16 protein-coding genes are annotated in these 18,612 nt (G+C 45.0%); 8 read left to right on the forward strand and 8 right to left on the reverse strand.

Features of this window, described 5'->3' with window-relative positions; translation table 11 throughout:
* Positions 1-24 precede the first annotated feature (24 nt).
* The 8 genes from def to BM293_RS05495 are packed head-to-tail and all read left to right on the forward strand — an operon-like array spanning position 25 to position 9,769.
* Positions 25-537, forward strand: a complete 513-nt coding sequence (gene def, locus BM293_RS05460; protein ID WP_093447402.1) for a peptide deformylase — start codon at positions 25-27, stop codon at positions 535-537.
* A complete protein-coding gene (gene fmt / locus BM293_RS05465; RefSeq protein WP_093447404.1) occupies positions 537-1,484 on the forward strand; it encodes a methionyl-tRNA formyltransferase in 948 nt (315 codons plus the stop codon). Before def ends, fmt begins: the two co-directional genes overlap by 1 nt.
* Positions 1,484-2,785: a 16S rRNA (cytosine(967)-C(5))-methyltransferase RsmB gene (rsmB, locus tag BM293_RS05470; RefSeq protein WP_093447405.1), complete on the forward strand. Its 1,302-nt coding sequence runs from the start codon at positions 1,484-1,486 to the stop codon at positions 2,783-2,785. The genes fmt and rsmB overlap by 1 nt, the downstream gene beginning before the upstream one ends.
* A gap of 37 nt (positions 2,786-2,822) precedes the next feature.
* On the forward strand, positions 2,823-3,347 hold the full coding sequence (locus BM293_RS05475) for a DUF4390 domain-containing protein (protein ID WP_234968911.1): 525 nt from the start codon (positions 2,823-2,825) through the stop codon (positions 3,345-3,347).
* A complete protein-coding gene (locus BM293_RS05480; RefSeq protein ID WP_093447409.1) occupies positions 3,348-5,558 on the forward strand; it encodes a sensor histidine kinase in 2,211 nt (736 codons plus the stop codon).
* Positions 5,559-6,902, forward strand: a complete 1,344-nt coding sequence (locus BM293_RS05485; protein ID WP_093447411.1) for a sigma-54-dependent transcriptional regulator — start codon at positions 5,559-5,561, stop codon at positions 6,900-6,902.
* Positions 6,903-6,914: 12 nt separating this feature from the next.
* Complete coding sequence (gene trkA / locus BM293_RS05490) at positions 6,915-8,315, forward strand: Trk system potassium transporter TrkA (protein ID WP_093447412.1); 1,401 nt, start codon at positions 6,915-6,917, stop codon at positions 8,313-8,315.
* 2 nt (positions 8,316-8,317) lie between these two features.
* Entirely contained in the window at positions 8,318-9,769 is a 1,452-nt protein-coding gene (locus BM293_RS05495; RefSeq protein WP_093447414.1) for a TrkH family potassium uptake protein, read from the forward strand.
* Here BM293_RS05495 and ccoS read toward each other — a convergent pair whose 3' ends face one another.
* The 8 genes from ccoS to ccoN all read right to left on the reverse strand — a co-directional run bounded on the left by ccoS (position 9,770) and on the right by ccoN (position 18,282).
* Positions 9,770-10,003, reverse strand: a complete 234-nt coding sequence (ccoS, locus tag BM293_RS05500) for a cbb3-type cytochrome oxidase assembly protein CcoS (protein WP_093447416.1) — start codon at positions 10,001-10,003, stop codon at positions 9,770-9,772.
* A gap of 2 nt (positions 10,004-10,005) precedes the next feature.
* On the reverse strand, positions 10,006-12,513 hold the full coding sequence (locus BM293_RS05505; protein WP_093447417.1) for a heavy metal translocating P-type ATPase: 2,508 nt from the start codon (positions 12,511-12,513) through the stop codon (positions 10,006-10,008).
* Positions 12,514-12,516: 3 nt separating this feature from the next.
* The gene (locus BM293_RS05510; protein ID WP_093447419.1) at positions 12,517-13,035 is read right to left on the reverse strand and encodes a FixH family protein; all 519 of its coding nucleotides are present in this window, start codon (positions 13,033-13,035) and stop codon (positions 12,517-12,519) included.
* A 34-nt stretch (positions 13,036-13,069) separates the two neighbouring features.
* A complete protein-coding gene (ccoG, locus tag BM293_RS05515) occupies positions 13,070-14,533 on the reverse strand; it encodes a cytochrome c oxidase accessory protein CcoG (RefSeq protein ID WP_093447421.1) in 1,464 nt (487 codons plus the stop codon).
* A gap of 260 nt (positions 14,534-14,793) precedes the next feature.
* Complete coding sequence (gene ccoP, locus BM293_RS05520) at positions 14,794-15,720, reverse strand: cytochrome-c oxidase, cbb3-type subunit III (RefSeq protein WP_093447423.1); 927 nt, start codon at positions 15,718-15,720, stop codon at positions 14,794-14,796.
* A gap of 21 nt (positions 15,721-15,741) precedes the next feature.
* Positions 15,742-15,924, reverse strand: coding sequence for a CcoQ/FixQ family Cbb3-type cytochrome c oxidase assembly chaperone (locus BM293_RS05525; protein WP_093447424.1), 183 nt, complete (start codon positions 15,922-15,924; stop codon positions 15,742-15,744).
* Positions 15,917-16,771 carry a cytochrome-c oxidase, cbb3-type subunit II gene (gene ccoO / locus BM293_RS05530; RefSeq protein ID WP_093447426.1) on the reverse strand — a complete coding sequence of 285 codons (855 nt, stop codon included), beginning with the start codon at positions 16,769-16,771 and terminating at the stop codon, positions 15,917-15,919. Before ccoO ends, BM293_RS05525 begins: the two co-directional genes overlap by 8 nt.
* A gap of 65 nt (positions 16,772-16,836) precedes the next feature.
* The gene (gene ccoN / locus BM293_RS05535) at positions 16,837-18,282 is read right to left on the reverse strand and encodes a cytochrome-c oxidase, cbb3-type subunit I (protein WP_093447428.1); all 1,446 of its coding nucleotides are present in this window, start codon (positions 18,280-18,282) and stop codon (positions 16,837-16,839) included.
* Between the last annotated feature and the right edge of the window lie 330 nt (positions 18,283-18,612).

The following is an 18,612-nucleotide window of genomic DNA, read 5'->3' on the forward strand; positions in this document are numbered from 1 at the left end:
TAAAATATAAGTATAACTACTAATATGCAAAAACTCGAGCTTGTTTTATATCCTGATGCAGGATTGCGTGAAAAATGTCGCCCCGTGGCCGACATGTCCGACCGGGTTGATCAGCTGATTGACGATATGTTTTACACCATGTACGAGGCACCAGGCATTGGTTTAGCGGCCCCGCAAATTGCCGTGCAAGAACGAATCATTGTGGTGGATGTCAGCGAAGACAATTCAAAACCTTTAGCATTGATTAACCCTGAAATTATCGGCACCGATGGCGAAATTAGCTGGGAGGAAGGCTGTTTATCCCTGCCCGGCATTTATGGTGAAGTCAAACGGCCGCGCCATATTAAAGTGCGTGCGCTTAACCGCGATGGCCAACCGATTGAAATGATTGCCGATGATTTGTTAGCGGTCTGCATTCAGCATGAAATAGATCATTTAAACGGTGTGCTGTTTACCGACCATTTGTCGGCACTGAAACGCACACGCTTGCTGCATAAGTTTAAGAAAATGCAAGCCGCTGAACGAGGAGCAAATTAATGGGCTATCGGATTGTATTTGCCGGCACCCCGGAATTTTCGGTGGCGCCTTTACGCGCTTTATTAGCCTCCGAGCATGAGGTGGTCGCGGTTTATACTCAGCCGGATCGCCCTGCCGGACGCGGGCGCAAATTAACGCCTAGCCCGGTTAAACAGCTTGCGCTTGAATATCAATTACCGGTAGAGCAACCCGAATCACTGAAAACGACTGCAGCGCAAGCGACCTTAGCAGCCTATCAAGCCGATGTAATGATCGTGGTTGCCTATGGTTTACTGCTCCCCCCTGCGGTACTGGCCACGCCGAAACTTGGTTGTTTAAATATCCATGCTTCGCTATTACCACGCTGGCGGGGTGCCGCACCGATTCAGCGCGCCATTGCCGCTGGTGATGCGGTCACCGGAATTACGATTATGCAAATGGATGCGGGACTGGACACCGGCGCGATGCTTTATAAGGCTGAACTGCCCATTCATCCCGAGGATACCGCGCAAAACCTGCACGATAAGTTGGCCCCGTTGGGTGCGCAAGCCTTGATGACCGCCCTTGCGCAATTGCCCGCTTTAACGCCGCAAGTACAGGACGATCAGCAGGCCTGCTATGCCGCTAAACTCACCAAAGCTGAAGCCCAAATTGATTGGCAAGCCGACGCGATAAATATCGTGCGCCAAATCCACGCCTATAACCCCTGGCCGATGGCGTTTGCGTTATTAGAGGAACAACCCCTGCGCTTGTTAAACGCGCAGGCCCTTGAAGCAACTGTGACGACTGGCGCGACAGCACAGTCACACCAAGCGGGTGAAATCGTGGCATTAGATAAAACAGGGCTGTATATCGCCAGTGGCCAAGGGCAGGTGCGCTTAACCCAGGTGCAACCGGCTGGCAAGAAACCGATGAGTGCCTATGACTTTGCTCAAGCGCGCAATCTCATCGGTCAGGTACTGCGCTAATGTCACGACAACTCGCGCTCAAAGCCCTATTGCAAGTTACCCAACACGGCCAATCATTGAGTCAAGTGATGCCAGAGGTTTTAGCTAAGATTGCAGACCGCCGCGACCGGGCTTTTTGTCAAAATCTGGTCTTTGGGTGTTTACGCTGGTATGACCGACTAGTGGCGATCCGTGCACAGCTACTCGACAAACCGATGCGTGCTAAGGATGAAGATGTTAACAGCTTGATTTTGCTAGCGCTTTATCAAATTCTATATCTAGATACGCCTAGTCATGCGGCGGTAGCCGAAACCTTGAAAGTGGCCCAAAAGCTGAAAAAACCTTGGGCAAAAGGCTTGTTAAACGGCTTATTGCGCCGATTTATTCGTGAACAAGATGCGATATTGGCCAATCTGCCCGCAACCCCGGCGATTGCTCATTCCCATCCGCAATGGTTGGTAGATCAATTTGTTCAAGCCTATCCGAATGACTATCTTGAGCTGCTCGCTGCCAACAATCGCAATCCGTTGATTACCTTGCGGGTCAACCGTTACCTATGCCAGTTTGACGCACTTCATCAACAACTCACTGATGCAGGCATTCTCGCTGAACCTCATCCAGCTAGTGCCGATGCGCTTGTGCTCCAGCAGCCCACCGATATTACCAGCCTACCTGGCTATACGGAAGGTTGGTTTAGTGTGCAGGATATGGCGGCACAACAAGCCGCGCGATTACTCGCACCGATTCCAGGTGAACGGCTACTCGATGCCTGTGCCGCTCCCGGCGGTAAAACGACTCACTTATTAGAGTTTGCCCAAAACCAACTCGACTTGACCGCCTTAGACAAAGACGCGAGTCGCTTAGACCGTGTCGCCGAAAATTTAGCGCGCTTGCAGCTTCATGCCTGCCTTAAAGCCGCTGACGCAGCAAACCTAAGCGATTGGTGGGATGGCCAACTGTTTGACAAAATTTTATTGGACGCGCCCTGTTCGGCTACCGGTATTATTCGACGTCATCCTGACATCAAAGTGCACCGTCGCCCTGAGGATATTGCCGCACTGCTGCCCATTCAAGCAGGCCTGCTCAATCAACTTTGGACGACGCTTAAACCCGGTGGCCGCTTACTCTATGCGACCTGTTCGGTTTTGCCGCAAGAAAACACAGACCAAATCAGTGCGTTTTTGGCCGCTTATGCAGATGCGCAGCTTATTCCCATTAACTTGCCTGCTGACCTAACCTCAGCTTCGGCACTAGGCTGGCAGATTTTGCCCGGTCAGGCGGGCATGGATGGTTTTTACTATGCGTTACTTGAAAAGCATTAACTATTTTTGGTTGAGCCTAGTGTGTTGGTGGCCGCTTATGGCCGCTGCCACACCAGGCCATATCAACATCATTCATTTAAATGAATCGCAACAAAACGAACAGTTATTACTGGATGCCCAAGGCGATATTGCGCTGTCAGCAGGCCTGCTAGAAGCCATAGATAAAGGCATTACCGTTTACATTCGCACAGAAGTTGAAGTGCGTCAGCTTAAGTCTGGCTTAATGGCCTGGCATAGACCCATTATCACCCGTCTTGAATACCTTACAGAGCTTAGTTACTCAGGTTTTTATCAACGCTATACGCTATATAATCAACGAAATGGTAACCTGCTTCACTTTCAAGATATCAACCAAGCACTGAACACCCTTACACGCCTACAAAGCTTTCCTGTTATCAGCATGTCACGGCTTCATCCTGGCCTAGACTATCAAGTGCGGCTTAGGTTTTCGATAGATCATTGGCAACTCAATGCCCCATTACTCACGCACGCACTCTTTAATCCTGATTGGCGATTATCAAGCGGCTGGCGAACAACACCCATTACACTAGGAAGGCTTTGAGTGCTAAGACGAAGTAAACAGTTTTTTCGTGACTACGGCTGGATTTTAATGAGCACCTTGTTGCTGATTAGCGCCCTGTTTGTGATGCGCTATCTATTACAGCACGCACCTGATCTCGTCTCTTATTACCTGGGTTTACTGGCTTTTAGTCTGATAGCCAGTTTGGTGTTAATCGCTATTTTGGCACGAAGCCTTATTAAACTTTATCGACAGTATCAGCGTGGCGAATCCGGCATTCAAACAACCGTGCAATTATCAGGTACACTCTCATTACTACTTGCGGTGCCCATTATTATCTTATTTTACTTTTCTCTGAGCGTCATTCACCAAAGCATTGACCAATGGTTTGATTTACAAACGGAACAAGCCTTAAGAGATGCCAGCTCACTGGTTCGAACCAACCTTGATAACACAACACGGGATCAACTAAACGCAACCCTACGCATTAAAGACGAATTTCGTGACGCCCTAATTCAGCGACCTGCATTTACGATTAATGAGGTGCGTGAAGCTCTCAATGCGCAAGAGGTTGCACTCTATCAAAGCAATGGCCAATTGATTGCGTTTAGTAATGAATTTGGTTTAACCATCCTGCCCGAACGCCCTGCCGATAATTTGCTGCAACAAATCCGTCAACGCACCAACTATGCAGCACTAGAAACACATCTCGATACTGAGCTAGATATTATTCGAGTCCTGGTACCGGTGATCGATCCTTTTTTAAATCAGACACTCGCACTCCAAGCTATTTTCACCGTACCCGATCATATTACGCGCTATGCCGAATCGGTTCGACTGGCCGAAAGCCAATATCAAGAGCTCAATTACTTGCGTCAGCCACTTAAAACTAGCTTTAGTCTGCTACTTTTTTTAGTGGTCTTAGGTACCCTAGTCAGTACTATTTTGTTTACTATCCAGGCGGTACAAAACCTAACTAAACCCATTCGACAATTGATACAAAGTACTCAACGCGTTGCTGATGGTGATTACACTACCGTCATGCCAGTTGAACGCCGAGATGAGTTTGGACGCTTAATCCAATCATTTAACGTTATGACCCAGCAGGTAGCGAAAGCACGTAACGACATTAAACTTAATCATCATCAGACAGAATTAGAAAAACTCTATTTTCAGGCCGTTATTCGTAACCTAACTAATGGGGTGATCACCTTTGACACCCAAAGACGACTGCGAACCTTTAATAATCGCGCTGTAGATATTTTACAGCTTCACCATCAACCTTTATCTGGACAGGTTTTTAGTGAAGTCTTTAACGATATTCATGACCCCCACTTGGCTCCGTTAACGGCGAAGTTGGTCACAAAACTTCAAAAACCACAAACGAACCTTGACACAAATGAGCTAAAGAACCACAAAAACTGGACATTTGAAGTGACGTTGCAAATCAATAATCAACAACACATTTTGCGCGTACAAGGTGCGAGTTTAACCACCCAAGATCACCAGTTAGCTGGCTATGTATTGGTACTGGACGATATAACCGATTTAGTTCAAGCACAACGTCATGCCGCATGGGGCGATGTTGCTCGCCGTCTTGCACATGAAATTAAAAACCCACTCACGCCTATACAGCTCAGTGCCGAACGCTTAGCCTTCAAACTAGCACCTAAGCTTGATACACCTGACCAAGCTTTACTTGATCGTATGACACGGACGATTACTCAGCAGGTTCAAAGCATGCAAGAACTCGTGCAAGCGTTTAGCGACTACGCCCATACTCCCGAGCTCAATTTGACAACCTTAGACCTTAATGACCTGGTAACGGATATTACAACCTTATACCAAGCCAGCCTGCCCAGCCATGCACTGCAGCTCAGTCTGTGCGCCGAGTCAGCTATGATCTTGGCCGATACCAATCGCATTCGACAGCTGTTACATAACCTGATTAAAAATGCGATTGAAGCACTAGAACACCACCCAGACCCCCAAATTCACATTTCAACGCGCCTTATCAATCGACCAGAGCGCCTCTGCTTGTCCGTCAAGGATAATGGTCCGGGCATCCCAAATGCCGCAGATAACTGGGTATTTGAACCCTATGCCACGAACAAACCTAAAGGAACAGGGCTGGGCTTGGCCATTGTTAAAAAAATTATTGAAGAACACCAAGCAAATATTGAACTCAACACCCACTCACAAGGAACAGAGTTTATAATTTGCTTTAATCGCCTTAACAAGGATGGTCATTAAATGACGGGTACGCTGTTAATTATTGATGATGAAAAAGACATTCGTCTGTTAATGAAAGAAATTTTTGACGAAGAGGGCTATGACGTTTTATGTGCGAGTAATGGCACTCATGGACAACAGTTATGGCAAGAACATCGTCCTGATGTGGTGTTTTTAGACATCTGGATGCCTGACACGGATGGGCTAACGCTGTTAAAAACCATGGCGCATGACGATTGGTTAGAGCATACTACCGTTATTATGATGTCTGGACATGGCACCATTGAAACCGCCATGGATGCAACCCGTCATGGTGCTTATGATTTTTTAGAAAAACCCTTGTCCTTAGCCAAAGTGATCTTAACGGCAGAACGTGCCTTTGAGCACAATCGTTTAAAATCAGAAAACTCTGCTTGGCGACGCCAGCAACCTGACCAAGTCCTACCATTAGGTAAAAGCAAAGCCATGCGTGAATTACGTGACACGGTCACTCGCCTAGCGAAATACACGATGCCAGTTTTGATCAGCGGCGAAGCTGGTGTGGGAAAACATTTGTTTGCTAGATCACTGCATAACCATTCCACAAGGCAACAGGCGCGCTTTAGTGAAATCCATGCCAATGAACTATCTCACAACCTTGCGGCTTGGCAAATTAATCAAGATCAACCCAGTTTACTGATGCCGTTAAAAGGCGGTACCCTTGTTATCTCTCACCTTGATCAACTTAGCACTGATGCGCAAAATTTTATTGCCACACTGATCTTTTCTGCTAACCAACAGGACGAATTAGCCAAAAAAGTGGCCAAGCTTGATATTCGAATCTTGTGTACAACACAACAAGATCTTGCACCGCTTGTAGAGAAAGGGCTGTTTAGAGAAGACCTGTATAAGCGTCTCAATGTGATGCCTGTTATGGTTCCGCCACTTCGTCAACGGCTTGATGATATTCCTGAGCTGGTTACCCATTTTGTCGAACAATCCGTGACCCAAGAAGGATTACCTAAACGTGAGTTCAGCGAAGAGGATTTTAACATTCTTAAACAACATGCCTGGCCTGGTAATGTTCGCGAGCTGAAAAACCTCGTGCAACGGTTACTTATTTTTGGCCAAACACATCAACTGACCCCAACCGAAATCCAACAGATGTTGACCCAAAAACACTTACAACACTATAATGAAGTTCAGATTAATACCTCTGTTCCCCTTAAACAGGCCAAAGAAGTATTTGAAGCACAGTATTTAAAAAAATTACTACTTGAAACCCAAGGTAACGTTAGCGAAGCCGCAAAAACGGCTGGATTAGAGCGCACGCATCTCTATCGCAAACTCAAAACCCTCGAAATCGATCCAAAAGATCCTTTGTAGGAAACATCATCAATGAACATAATTATTCTAGGTGCTGGCCAAGTGGGTTCATCGCTTGCTGAACTACTGGTGACCGATGATAACGACATTACCCTCGTTGACCTAGACAATAGTCACCTGCAGCGCCTGCAAGACCGCCTAGACATTCGTACCATTCATGGTCATGCTTCTCACCCCGATATTTTAATTCAAGCCGGTCTAGAAACAGCCGATCTGCTGATTGCCGCAACCCAAAATGACGAAACCAATATTTGCGCCTGCCAAATAGCTCATATTATGCAAAAAGGCATCACTAAAATCGCTCGCGTCCGCGGCACCAGTTATCTAGAGCATGCCGAGCTATTTGATAAGAATCACCATGATAACGCGATTCCAATTGATGTCTTGATTAGTCCAGAGGGACTTGTCACCGACTATATCATGCAATTAATCAATTACCCAGGATCACTGCAAGTGATTGATTTTGCAGAAGGACGTGTACGACTCGTTGCAATGCGAGCACATAACGGTGGCCCCTTGGTGGGCAAAAAAATTGCTGAACTCAAACACCATTTACCCAGTCGATTACGCTTTAGAATTGTCGCGATATACCGTCAGGATGAAGTCGTTATGCCCACTGGGGATGTAACCATTCGAGTGGGCGATGAAGTATTTTTCATGGCTGAGCCGCATGATATTTCACAAATTGTAGAAGAATTTAGACGTGAAAAACAAAAGCGTGCCCGCAATATTATGATTGCAGGCGGCGGGCATGTCGGATTTAACCTAGCCAAGCAACTTGAAAATAGCCACCAAGTCAAAATTATTGAACATAACATTAGCCGTGCTAGAGAAATTGCCGAGGTGCTTGATCATGCTATTATTATTAATGGCGACGTTGCAGATAAAGACCTGTTAATTGAAGAGAACATCGACGAGATTGATTTATTTATCGCCGTAACGAATCAAGACGAGGCCAATATCATTTCGTCGATGTTGGCAAAAAAACTTGGCGTTAAACGCGTTGTTGCGCTGATTAACAATCAATCTTATCTCGACCTCATCCATTTAAACTCAATTGATATTGCCATTTCAGCGGATCGTATCACCACCAATAACTTGCTTCACTATATGCGCAAAGGCGATACGGTTAAAGCGTTCACACTCAGACGCGGCACCGCTGAGGCGATGGAAGTGATTGTACATGGCAGCGAGAATTCATCCAAAATTATCGGCAAACGCCTCATTGATGTAGACTGGCCACAAGACATTACCATTGGCTGCATTATTCGTGATAATAAAGTGATGCTCGCGCACCGAGAACTGGTCATTGAGGCAGAAGACCATGTGATCTTATTCTTAACTGATCGCAGCCGCACCCAATCTATCGCTGAGCTCTTTTCGCCCGAACAAAAACGAGGCTGGCTGCGCTAATCATGCAAAACTCGATGATCATTAAGATTTTGGGGTTATTGCTGATGGTTTACAGCGTGACCCTCGTGCCCCCCATTATTATTGCACTTATTTACCAAGATGGCGCACACTGGGCATTTGCCAGCGCGCTGGCCTTAACCTTATTAGCAGGCCTGCTGCTTTGGTACCCTAATCGCCATGAAAGACGTGAGCTAAAAATTCGCGATGGTTTTATTGTGGTGGTCATGTTTTGGACTGCACTGGGGTTGGTAGGGGCTTTGCCACTGGTGTTAGAAGAAGAGGTACCTATTAGCATCACCGATGCGGTATTTGAATCCTTTTCTGGCTTAACCACCACAGGTGCAACAGTACTGAGCGGGCTGGATAACATGCCCCATGCTATTTTATGGTATCGTCAACAATTACAATGGCTCGGAGGAATGGGGATTATCGTCTTAGCCGTGGCCATTTTACCCATGCTAGGCATTGGTGGCATGCAGTTATATCGTGCTGAAATGCCTGGCCCGACCAAAGATAATAAAATAGCACCTCGTATCTCCGAAACGGCCAAAACGCTATGGTTAATTTATGTTGCCCTGACCGTTGCTTGTGCCGCTGCATTTAAACTAGCTGGGATGAATTGGTTTGACGCGATAGGTCACAGTTTTTCAACCGTTGCAATTGGCGGCTTCTCAACCCATGACGATAGCATTGGCTATTTTGATAGTGCGTTAATCGAAGCTATCGCGATTTTCTTTATGTTTTTAGCTGGCGCTAACTTTGCACTTCACTTTAGAGCATTCCGAACCCTTGAAGTACGTACTTACCTGACCGACCCTGAATTTAAAACTTACACCACCGTACTTGTGATCGGCATTTTAATCAGCACTGGTTATTTATACTGGCAAGCCGTTTACCCGAGTTGGGCTGAAGCACTTCGCTATGGCAGCTTTATGACCGTTTCCATCGCTACAACAACAGGCTTTGGAAACGCAGATTTTGCGACCTGGCCTGGTTTTTTACCTGTTATGCTGATTTTGATGAGCTTTATCGGCGGTAGCGCTGGATCTACGGGGGGCGGTATTAAAGTCATTCGTTTTTTATTACTATTAAAGCAAGGCGTGCGAGAAGTGCAGCGTTTAATGCACCCTAACGCGCTCATGCCTGTTAAACTCAATGGGCGCGCAATTTCAGAAAGGGTGATGTCATCTGTTTGGGGCTTCTTTGCGCTTTATGTAGCGACTTTTACGGTAATCCTATTATTGCTGATGGCATTCGGAATGGATCAGGTCACGGCCTTTTCGGCTACTGCAGCTACATTGAATAACTTGGGGCCCGGTTTAGGCGAAGTGGCTGATAATTTTGGTCAAATTAACGATCCACAAAAATGGATACTAACCCTGTCAATGCTATTAGGGCGTTTAGAGATTTTTACCTTGCTGGTTATTTTAACGCGCACTTTCTGGCGCGCTTAGTTATAGCTTATTTTCTATATCAGTCTTTTTTGTATTCACATCACCTGGCATGGTTACTTTTTTACCGCCCGCAGCTTCTTGTGCATCGGCGGACACATCTTCTTCCATCAACATTCGATGTGCTGCGCCGTCCATATCATCAAACTGGCCACTTTTAGCCATCATAATAAAAACGGCTACGACCAACGCACCGACAACCAGCACCAGCGGAATTGTTATATAAATAATCTCCATGACTACACCTTTTGTTGTATTTCTTCTAAGTCAGCTTCACGAAAACGTGGATGACGCGCCTGACCGTCTTTGTAGAATCGCCTTATTCTCATTGCATTTAAAATCACAACCAACCCACTTAAAGGCATAGTAATCGATGCAATAACCGGCGTTAACATTGCTGCCATCGCTAGTGGCACCATGGTGACATTATAAGCAATGGAAATGGCAATATTTTCTTTCACTGTTTTTAGAGTACGCTTCGCTAAATCAAATGCCGTATCAATCGCAAGTAATCGACTATGCAATAACACAATATCAGCCGAATCCATTGACACATCCGTCCCGGTACCCATTGCAATACCTACATCAGCACGCGCCAGTGCCGGTGCATCATTAATACCATCACCTACCATTGCAACACGTAAACCTTGTGATTGTAAATCAGCGATAGCTTTATTTTTATCTTCTGGCATGACTTCAGCAATCACATTCATGCCACCAAGCTGTTTAGCAACGGCTTGAGCGACTTCTTGACGATCGCCGCTTAGGATGGTTAGCTGCTTGCCTCGTGCTTTTAACCGTTTAATCAGCGCCACAGCATCTGGTCGTAGTTCATCTTCAATGAACACGACGCCTTGTACCTGTTGATCTCGTGCCACCCACATGCTGGTACGACCTAGGCTTGCCTGCTCATTAGCTTGCGCTATTAGCCGATCAGGGCAAAAAATACCCTGTTCGTTAAACCATTTTTGGGTGCCTAAGTGCCATAGATGTTGTCCAGATCTAGCAGAAACCCCTTGACCTGGCCAGGCTTTAAAATCTTCACAATCAGCTGTTTTGGACCAATTGGGCACCTGCTTGTTAGCATAGTCAACTATGGCTTGAGCAAGACTGTGTTCAGACTGCTGCTCGATCTTAGCCATGACACTTACCACATCAGTGATATTACCCTCTGATAACCAACTCTGGTCAACCCATGCCATTTTGCCCTGCGTTAGCGTCCCAGTTTTATCAAAAACAATATGTTCAACCTCATTAAGTGTTTCAAGTACCACGGTATTTTTAATTAAAATACCATTTTTAGCTGATACACCTGCGGCAACAGCCATAGCCATAGGGGTTGCTAAACCCAAGGCACAAGGGCAGGTTATTATCAACACAGCCGTACCGGCCATTACGGCCACCTCTATACCTGCCTGCCAATACCAGAATACAAATGCTACCACGGCTAACGACACGGTAACCGTTACAAACCAAGGCATAATTTTTTCGCCCGTACACTGAATGCCTGCTTTGGATCCTTGCGCATCGGACACCAAATGAATAATTTGACCTAACTTGGTATCTGTCAGGGTAGCCTCAACCGCCACATCCAGACTACCATCGAGGTTGATGGTACCGGCTGCGACCTTATCACCTTGTTGCTTAAAGACCTCTCGCGACTCGCCACTTAGCATAGCCTCGTTTACGCTGCCCTGACCATTGACCACACAGCCATCAACTGGAAATTTCTCACCCGGCTTGACTCTAACAACCTCGCCTAACTTAAGCATACTAACAGGGGTAATTTTTTCCTCACCCTGCAACCATTGGCGAGCCATCTTCGGCTGCAAATCCATTAGACGTTTTGTGGCATCTAAGGCACGATTTTTGGATATAGCCTCAAGGTAACGGCCGATCAGCAACAAGAATGTTAAATCGATGACCGTACCGAAAAAAGCACGCCCAAACTCCTCAGGGTGCAGCATTACCCAAGTAGAATATATAAAGGTTACTAACAACCCCAGTGATATTGAAAAATCCATACCAAGCGTTTTCGCTTTTAAACTCTGCCATGCCCCTTTAAAAAAGGGTTGTGCAGAATAGACCAAGGTAACCCCAGCGAGGAAAAACAACATCCAATAGAAATATATACGATAACTTGAATCATCCTGCGCACCGGTATAGAGCGCGACTGAAAACCACATGGAGTTCATCAAAGCAAAGCCGGCAAAACCGATTCTATAGAGCAGGTTGCGGTTGGCCTTTCGATAGGCTTTCTCACTCTCAGCCGCATCGTAAGGCCTAGCTTCATAGCCAATACGGGCAAGTTCTTTAAGAATACTGGAAAGCTTGATGCGCTGCTGATTCCAGCGAAGTTTGATTTGTTTGTTGGTAAAGTTTACATTGGCATAACTGATGCCGTCCATCTTAGCGAGAGTGTGCTCTATTAACCATATACAGGCAGCACAATGAATGGAGTCAGACATCAAGGTCACTTCACGCTGCGCCCCCTTCTGATTCACAAAATCAGCTTGGACTTCGTCATAGTCAAAAAAATCGACTGAGGCAAGCTGCTGAAGGTCAGGCGCTACCGGGCGTTGCGTATCTGGGGATAGTTGATAAAAATGAGAAAGGCCAGCCGCATGAATTGTTTCACACACTGACCCGCAGCCGTGACAACAAAACTCACGTTCCTGACCTTCAATAGACTTAACCACCTTTTCACCAGGTGGAATATCCTGCCCACAATGGTAGCAGCTTACCATGGATTAGGAGGCTCTTTGCACCATTATTGAGCGACCGATACTATAGTGATTTTCACCCTTTACAACTTCAACTATTAGGTCCCATTTACCTTTGACCGGCAACTCAAAATCCATTTGATATTGACCCAATGCGCCAGAAGATTGAAATACCATTTCTCCGTCAAGGTTACGATCGGATGGTCGATAAAAATAAAGCGTGGCAGAATCAACATCAAAATGTTGATTGTCACGGTCAAGAATATTTAACGTAACTCTTTCACGCTTGCCTGCAGTCAGTACCGGCATATCAACCTGCAACTGCCAACCCATCTGTTCCATCTTTTGCCGATGAGCCATTATAGCCGCGTGATTTTGACCACGCTCGTATGCATTGTCAATGACCAGGCCTGGTGCTGTCGAAATTGCCATACCAACCATAAAAAAGTTAGTCATTAATACCGCAAGCAACACTCCAAACCACATAAGAACAATGGGATTTTTCCAAGGCTTACTCCAGTCACGTTTATCAATTTTCTGTGCCATTACTACTACTCGTTTAATTTATTTTTTAATACTGCTAACCAGGTCCATGGAAGACCGATTGGTACTTAACAACCGTATCAGGGTTATTCAGGTCTGTTACCCTGACTGTGATAGGTGTTGATACCTCGCTTATTGATTCCTGGGGAATGCGTATGAGTAAACCCACCGTTGCGACATTCCCAGGCACTATTTCTGCAACCCTATCAGGCAAAGCCAAAATCTTATCGTGACCAAAAACTTCAATTTCCGCACGCATAATATCATTTGTCTTATTCACTATTTTAACTTCATAACGATTTTGAATCGAGCCATCTGACATCTGCACAAAGAGCGGTGCTCGGGCTTTCAATACCGTAACATCCATAGCAGACATATTCATGAGCCCCCACAGCAATGCAGCAGCAGCGATACCCATAATTGACGAATAAACTACAACACGTGGACGGCGCCAAATCGGCGGCAGAGCCTTACCAGCAAACTCGTTCAAAGCCGCATAACGAATTAGTCCCTTTGGCTTATTCACCTTGGTCATGATCTCGTCACAGGCATCAATACATAAACCACATGTTATACAGCCAAACTGCTGGCCTAAACGAATGTCTACCCCAGTTGGACAGACATCAACACACATGCGACAGTCAATACAATCACCAAGTGGTTCAGCCTCCTCACCTGGCTTAACCCGTCTTTGACGTCCACGTGGCTCGCCACGATCACGGTCATAAGTTGGCAGTACTGTCTCGGTATCAGTCATCGCACCCTGAATGCGAGAATAGGGACAAAAACCCATACAAACCTGTTCACGCATAAACCCAGCAATGAGATAGGTCAATAGGGTTAAAACTGCAATTATCGCAAATTCATAATGGCCAAGTTGGAAATAAAAAAGTCTTAACCATAAATCAAACGCATCAGTAAAGTAGGCAACAAAACTGAATCCAGTCATAAACGCAATAAACAACCAAATCAAATGTTTTGGCAGCTTAACTTTAAGCTTTTGCATACTAAACGGTGCTGCGTCCATCTTGATGCGCTTAGCTGGTTTTCCTTCCAACTTCTCTTCCAACCAAGTGAAAATATCAACCCAGACAGTATGAAAACAGAAAAAACCACACCAAACCCGACCTGCGATAGCGGTTGCGGCAGCTAAAAACAATGCAAAAAACAGCAGTATCATCGCTAGCAACCAGATATCTTGGGGCAGAACGGTAATACCAAAGATATGAAATTGACGACTGCCGATATCCCACAGAACGGCTTGACGGCCATCCCATCTTAGGTAAGGACCGAAAAATAACAACAACCAAAATGATGCGGCGATCCACTTAAGGGTGCGAAAGCGTCCAGGAATACGCTTAGCGTGAATGGTACCACCAGCATGAACCGGCAGAATTTCAACACCAATATCATCAAGTGTTTTTGATTGCACCTTAACGTCATCTAACATGGAACCCGTATGAATATTGGGACGATAAGCTTCTTTATTATGTTCGGACATTATTCAACCTCTACTTTTTGGATCATTGTAAAGGTTAATCATTAAACAAGACATACAAAAATTTTTATCTATAGCCATTAACAAAAATGGGCCTGACGGCCCAATTTTATTTCTCAGAATTATTATCAAGTCGTTTGAACATTTTCCAGCCAAAAGCAAGAAACGCGACTAACGAAATGATAACGCTAAGGATGGATGCCCATAGCACCCAATCATTGTTTAACTCATTCATAACGAACTCCAAATGTAGAGAAGTTAAATTATTGGCCACCACCTAGTGAGTGGACATATACCGCTAAACGCTTGATGTTAACATCAGCATCAGGTAAGCGTTCTGCAAATGATGGCATCTCGGCACGGCGAGTATTCTCAAGGAAATCAGCACCATCACGAACATTTACACCATACTTAATTGTATAGATGTAGGATTCTAAACGGCTAGCTTGAAGGTTATCTGGTACGCCTTGGAATCGGTTAATGTTGTTAGCTAAATTTGCCGAACCATTAGGGGCAAGAGGCGCACCAGCAGGTCCATGACACGCCATACACATGCCTTTGCCGTTATAAAGGTCACGACCAACATTGAACTGCTCAGCGTCAGCATTCCCTTCTGAAAGGGCGATTGAATATTTAGCAACCTCAACAACTTCTTCGTCAGATAAATTGCCCATCATACCTCTTGCAGGCATGTTGCCCATAAGGCCATTGACCATCGCATTTTTAATGTTAGTTACAGAACCACCCCATAACCAATCATCATTCGCCAGAATAGGAAAGTTAGGGTTACCGGACCCTTCTGCACCATGGCAAGCCATACAATAATCCGTAAACAAAACACGAGACGTATTGATTGCATAAGCACGCAAGTGATCATCCTCAATGATCTCAGTGACATCTAATGCACGCAATTGCTCTTCTTCTGCTGCAAATGTACGTTCACGCCAATCATTCAGAACCTGAAAGTCACCCTTGTATTCTTCAATAGCCGTCCAACCTGCAACCCCCTTGGTGTGAGAGTTTGCCAAAGGAATGGCTGGGTAATAGATCAAGTAAAATACTATAAATATAAAACCCGCGTAAAATGCTAGCATCCACCAGAGCGGCGGTGGATTATCCAACTCACGGATGTCATCATCCCAAATGTGTCCAGTATTCCCTTCTTCTGGCCATGGATTATGTTGTGTCATCCTTATTCTCCTCAGAATAAATCAATCGTCGTCTAATACTTTAAACTTTTGTTCTTCTAATTCTTTTTTCTTACTTGGACGTAGTGCCCACCAAAAGGCATAGGCCAAGCCAAAAAAGATTACCACTGTAACAATTAAGCCTGCCCAGTCGTGACCGGTCATCGCTGACCAGTCAGTACTAAAGTAACTTTGCAAACTACTCACGGTAAACCTTATCGTCGTCAAGTCTTACCATGGTGCCAAGCACTTGCATGTAAGCAACAATAGCATCCATTTCAGTTTTACCACGAACATGTTCTTGAGCCATGTCTATTTCATCATCAGTATATGGCACACCGATGCGACGCATTGCACGCAAACGAGCTTGCATATCACGGGTCATACCAAAAAAATAATCTTCAATGCTATTTTCCGCCAACCAAGGATAAGCTGGCATGATTGACTCAGGAATCAAATCTTTAGGGCGAATAAGATGCATTACATGCCATTCATCTGAGTACTTACCACCAACACGCGCTAAATCAGGACCCGTACGCTTAGATCCCCATTGGAATGGATGATCATAGATAGATTCTGTCGCCAATGAAAAGTGACCATAACGCTCACGCTCATCACGGAATGGGCGAATCATTTGTGAGTGACAAATATAGCATCCTTCACGGATATAGATATCACGGCCCGCCAACTCCAAAGGCGTGTATGGACGTACACCATCACCAGGATTCCAATCAGAACCCCAACTACCGTCTTCTCTCTTATAGATAAGACGTTTATTTTCACTGCCTGGTGCTAATACAACGCGGCCATTATCGTCCATCACGAACTCACGCTGCCAAACTAGCTCAGGGAATCTTTCATTTTTCAGGTTGCCATACTGGTCAACACGTTCCGTATAGTCAACTGCTGATTTTAAGTAAAACAATGGAACGATCTGAACAATACCTGCTATTGATACAGCTAGCGCTGTTGCAATCATTAATGCAAAGATATTACGCTCAAATCGGTCTTGTAGGTTCTTGGGTTTATCTTCACCACCGACACCTCTTGCCATGAGTTCTTCTCCTCAACTCAATTCATTACCGCCACCATAAACTGGTGGCGAAATTACACTATTAATTACGCTGTTGCTGAAGCCACATTTTGGCTGCCAGATGTTTGACGAGCTTTAGCCATTCTAATTGTCATCACAATATTGAATAACATTAATACTGCACCTGACGTGAACAATACACCACCCATAGTACGCATGACATAGTATGGATGCATAGCCGCTACAGACTCAACGAATGAGTAGGCCAACATCCCGTACTCATCGTATGCACGCCACATTAGACCTTGCATAATGCCAGATACCCACATAGCAACGATATACAGAACGGTTCCGATTGTTGCCAACCAGAAATGGAAGTTAATCAGTTTCATAGAATACATTTCGGTATTCCAGAGCTTCATTACCATGTGGTAAATAGCCCCAATCGATACCATCGCTACCCAGCCTAATGCACCTGAGTGAACGTGACCAATAGTCCAGTCAGTGTAATGAGAAAGCGCATTTACTGTTTTTGATGACATTACTGGGCCTTCAAAGGTTGCCATCGCGTAGAAAGCCAATGCCATAATTAAGAAACGTAAAATGTAATCAGTACGTAGGCGATCCCATGCACCAGAAAGCGTTAGCATACCGTTAAGTGCACCACCCCAAGATGGGATAATCATTGCCAAAGAAATGGCTGCACCCAATGAGCCTGTCCAGTCTGGTAATGCAGTATATTGAAGATGGTGAGCACCTAACCATACATAACCAAACATCAAGGCCCAAAAGTGGATAACTGATAGACGGTATGAATAAATAGGACGCTGTGCTTGCTTAGGCACGAAATAATACATAATGGCCAAGAAACCAGCCGTTAGGAAGAAACCAACTGCATTGTGACCCCACCACCATTGAATCATGGCATCTTGAACACCACTAAAGATTGAATAAGAGGTAAATAGAGATACAGGAATCGCTAAGCCGTTTACTACATATAGGTAAGTGATCATGATCATCATACCCATGAAGAACCAGTTAGACACGTAAACATGAGAATGGGTTTGTTTGTTACGTGATGCAATGGTCATGATGAAGTTGAAGGTAAACATTAACCATACAATTGCAACTGCAATATCTAATGGCCAAATTAGCTCATGGTATTCCTTACCTTGAGTCATACCCATAGATAAAGAAATCACACCCAGTAATAGACCAATTGTAAACAGGATGGACATCGTCCATGCCATTCCGTTACTGAAAAGCTTCACACCATTAGTACGCTGTACTGTGTAGAAAGCCGTCGCCATCAACGTCATACCACCAAACGCAAAAATAACAGTATTGGTGTGCATTACACGAAGACGTGCAAACGTGATTTCAGCTATATCGAAGTTTAAAGCCGGCCAAGCAAGCTGTGCCGCTGCCATAGTACCCATGGAGGTACCGAGTACCAAAAATACAACGGCCATGACAGTCAAATACTTGACTACATTATCGTCATACTTAGGTTTAGCTATTGCTGTATCCATTTCTTGGATTCCCCTTAGTTTAATAATACGTTTTGAGTACTTAGCCTCATTACTTGCAGCTCAATGGTGTGTGCCGAAAACAGTCTCGTCACATTCAACTTACTACAAGCCTAAAAACTAATTGCTCTAGACATTTATAAATTCTTGCAGATTATCTTATAATCATAGCTACATGCACAATTAAAAAATATTTATGACCCAGCATTAAAAACCATAGTTCTTAATCATTACAAACATCAACCCTCGACCATCCCCTTGCATCAGACAGACTATTTCCTTAGTTTTTATATGGTTTTAGATTAATTTTATGCAAAACAAGTGGTTTTTCGC

The organism is Thiomicrospira sp. ALE5 (assembly GCF_900112445.1).
Taxonomy (GTDB): Bacteria; Pseudomonadota; Gammaproteobacteria; order Thiomicrospirales; family Thiomicrospiraceae; genus Thiomicrospira.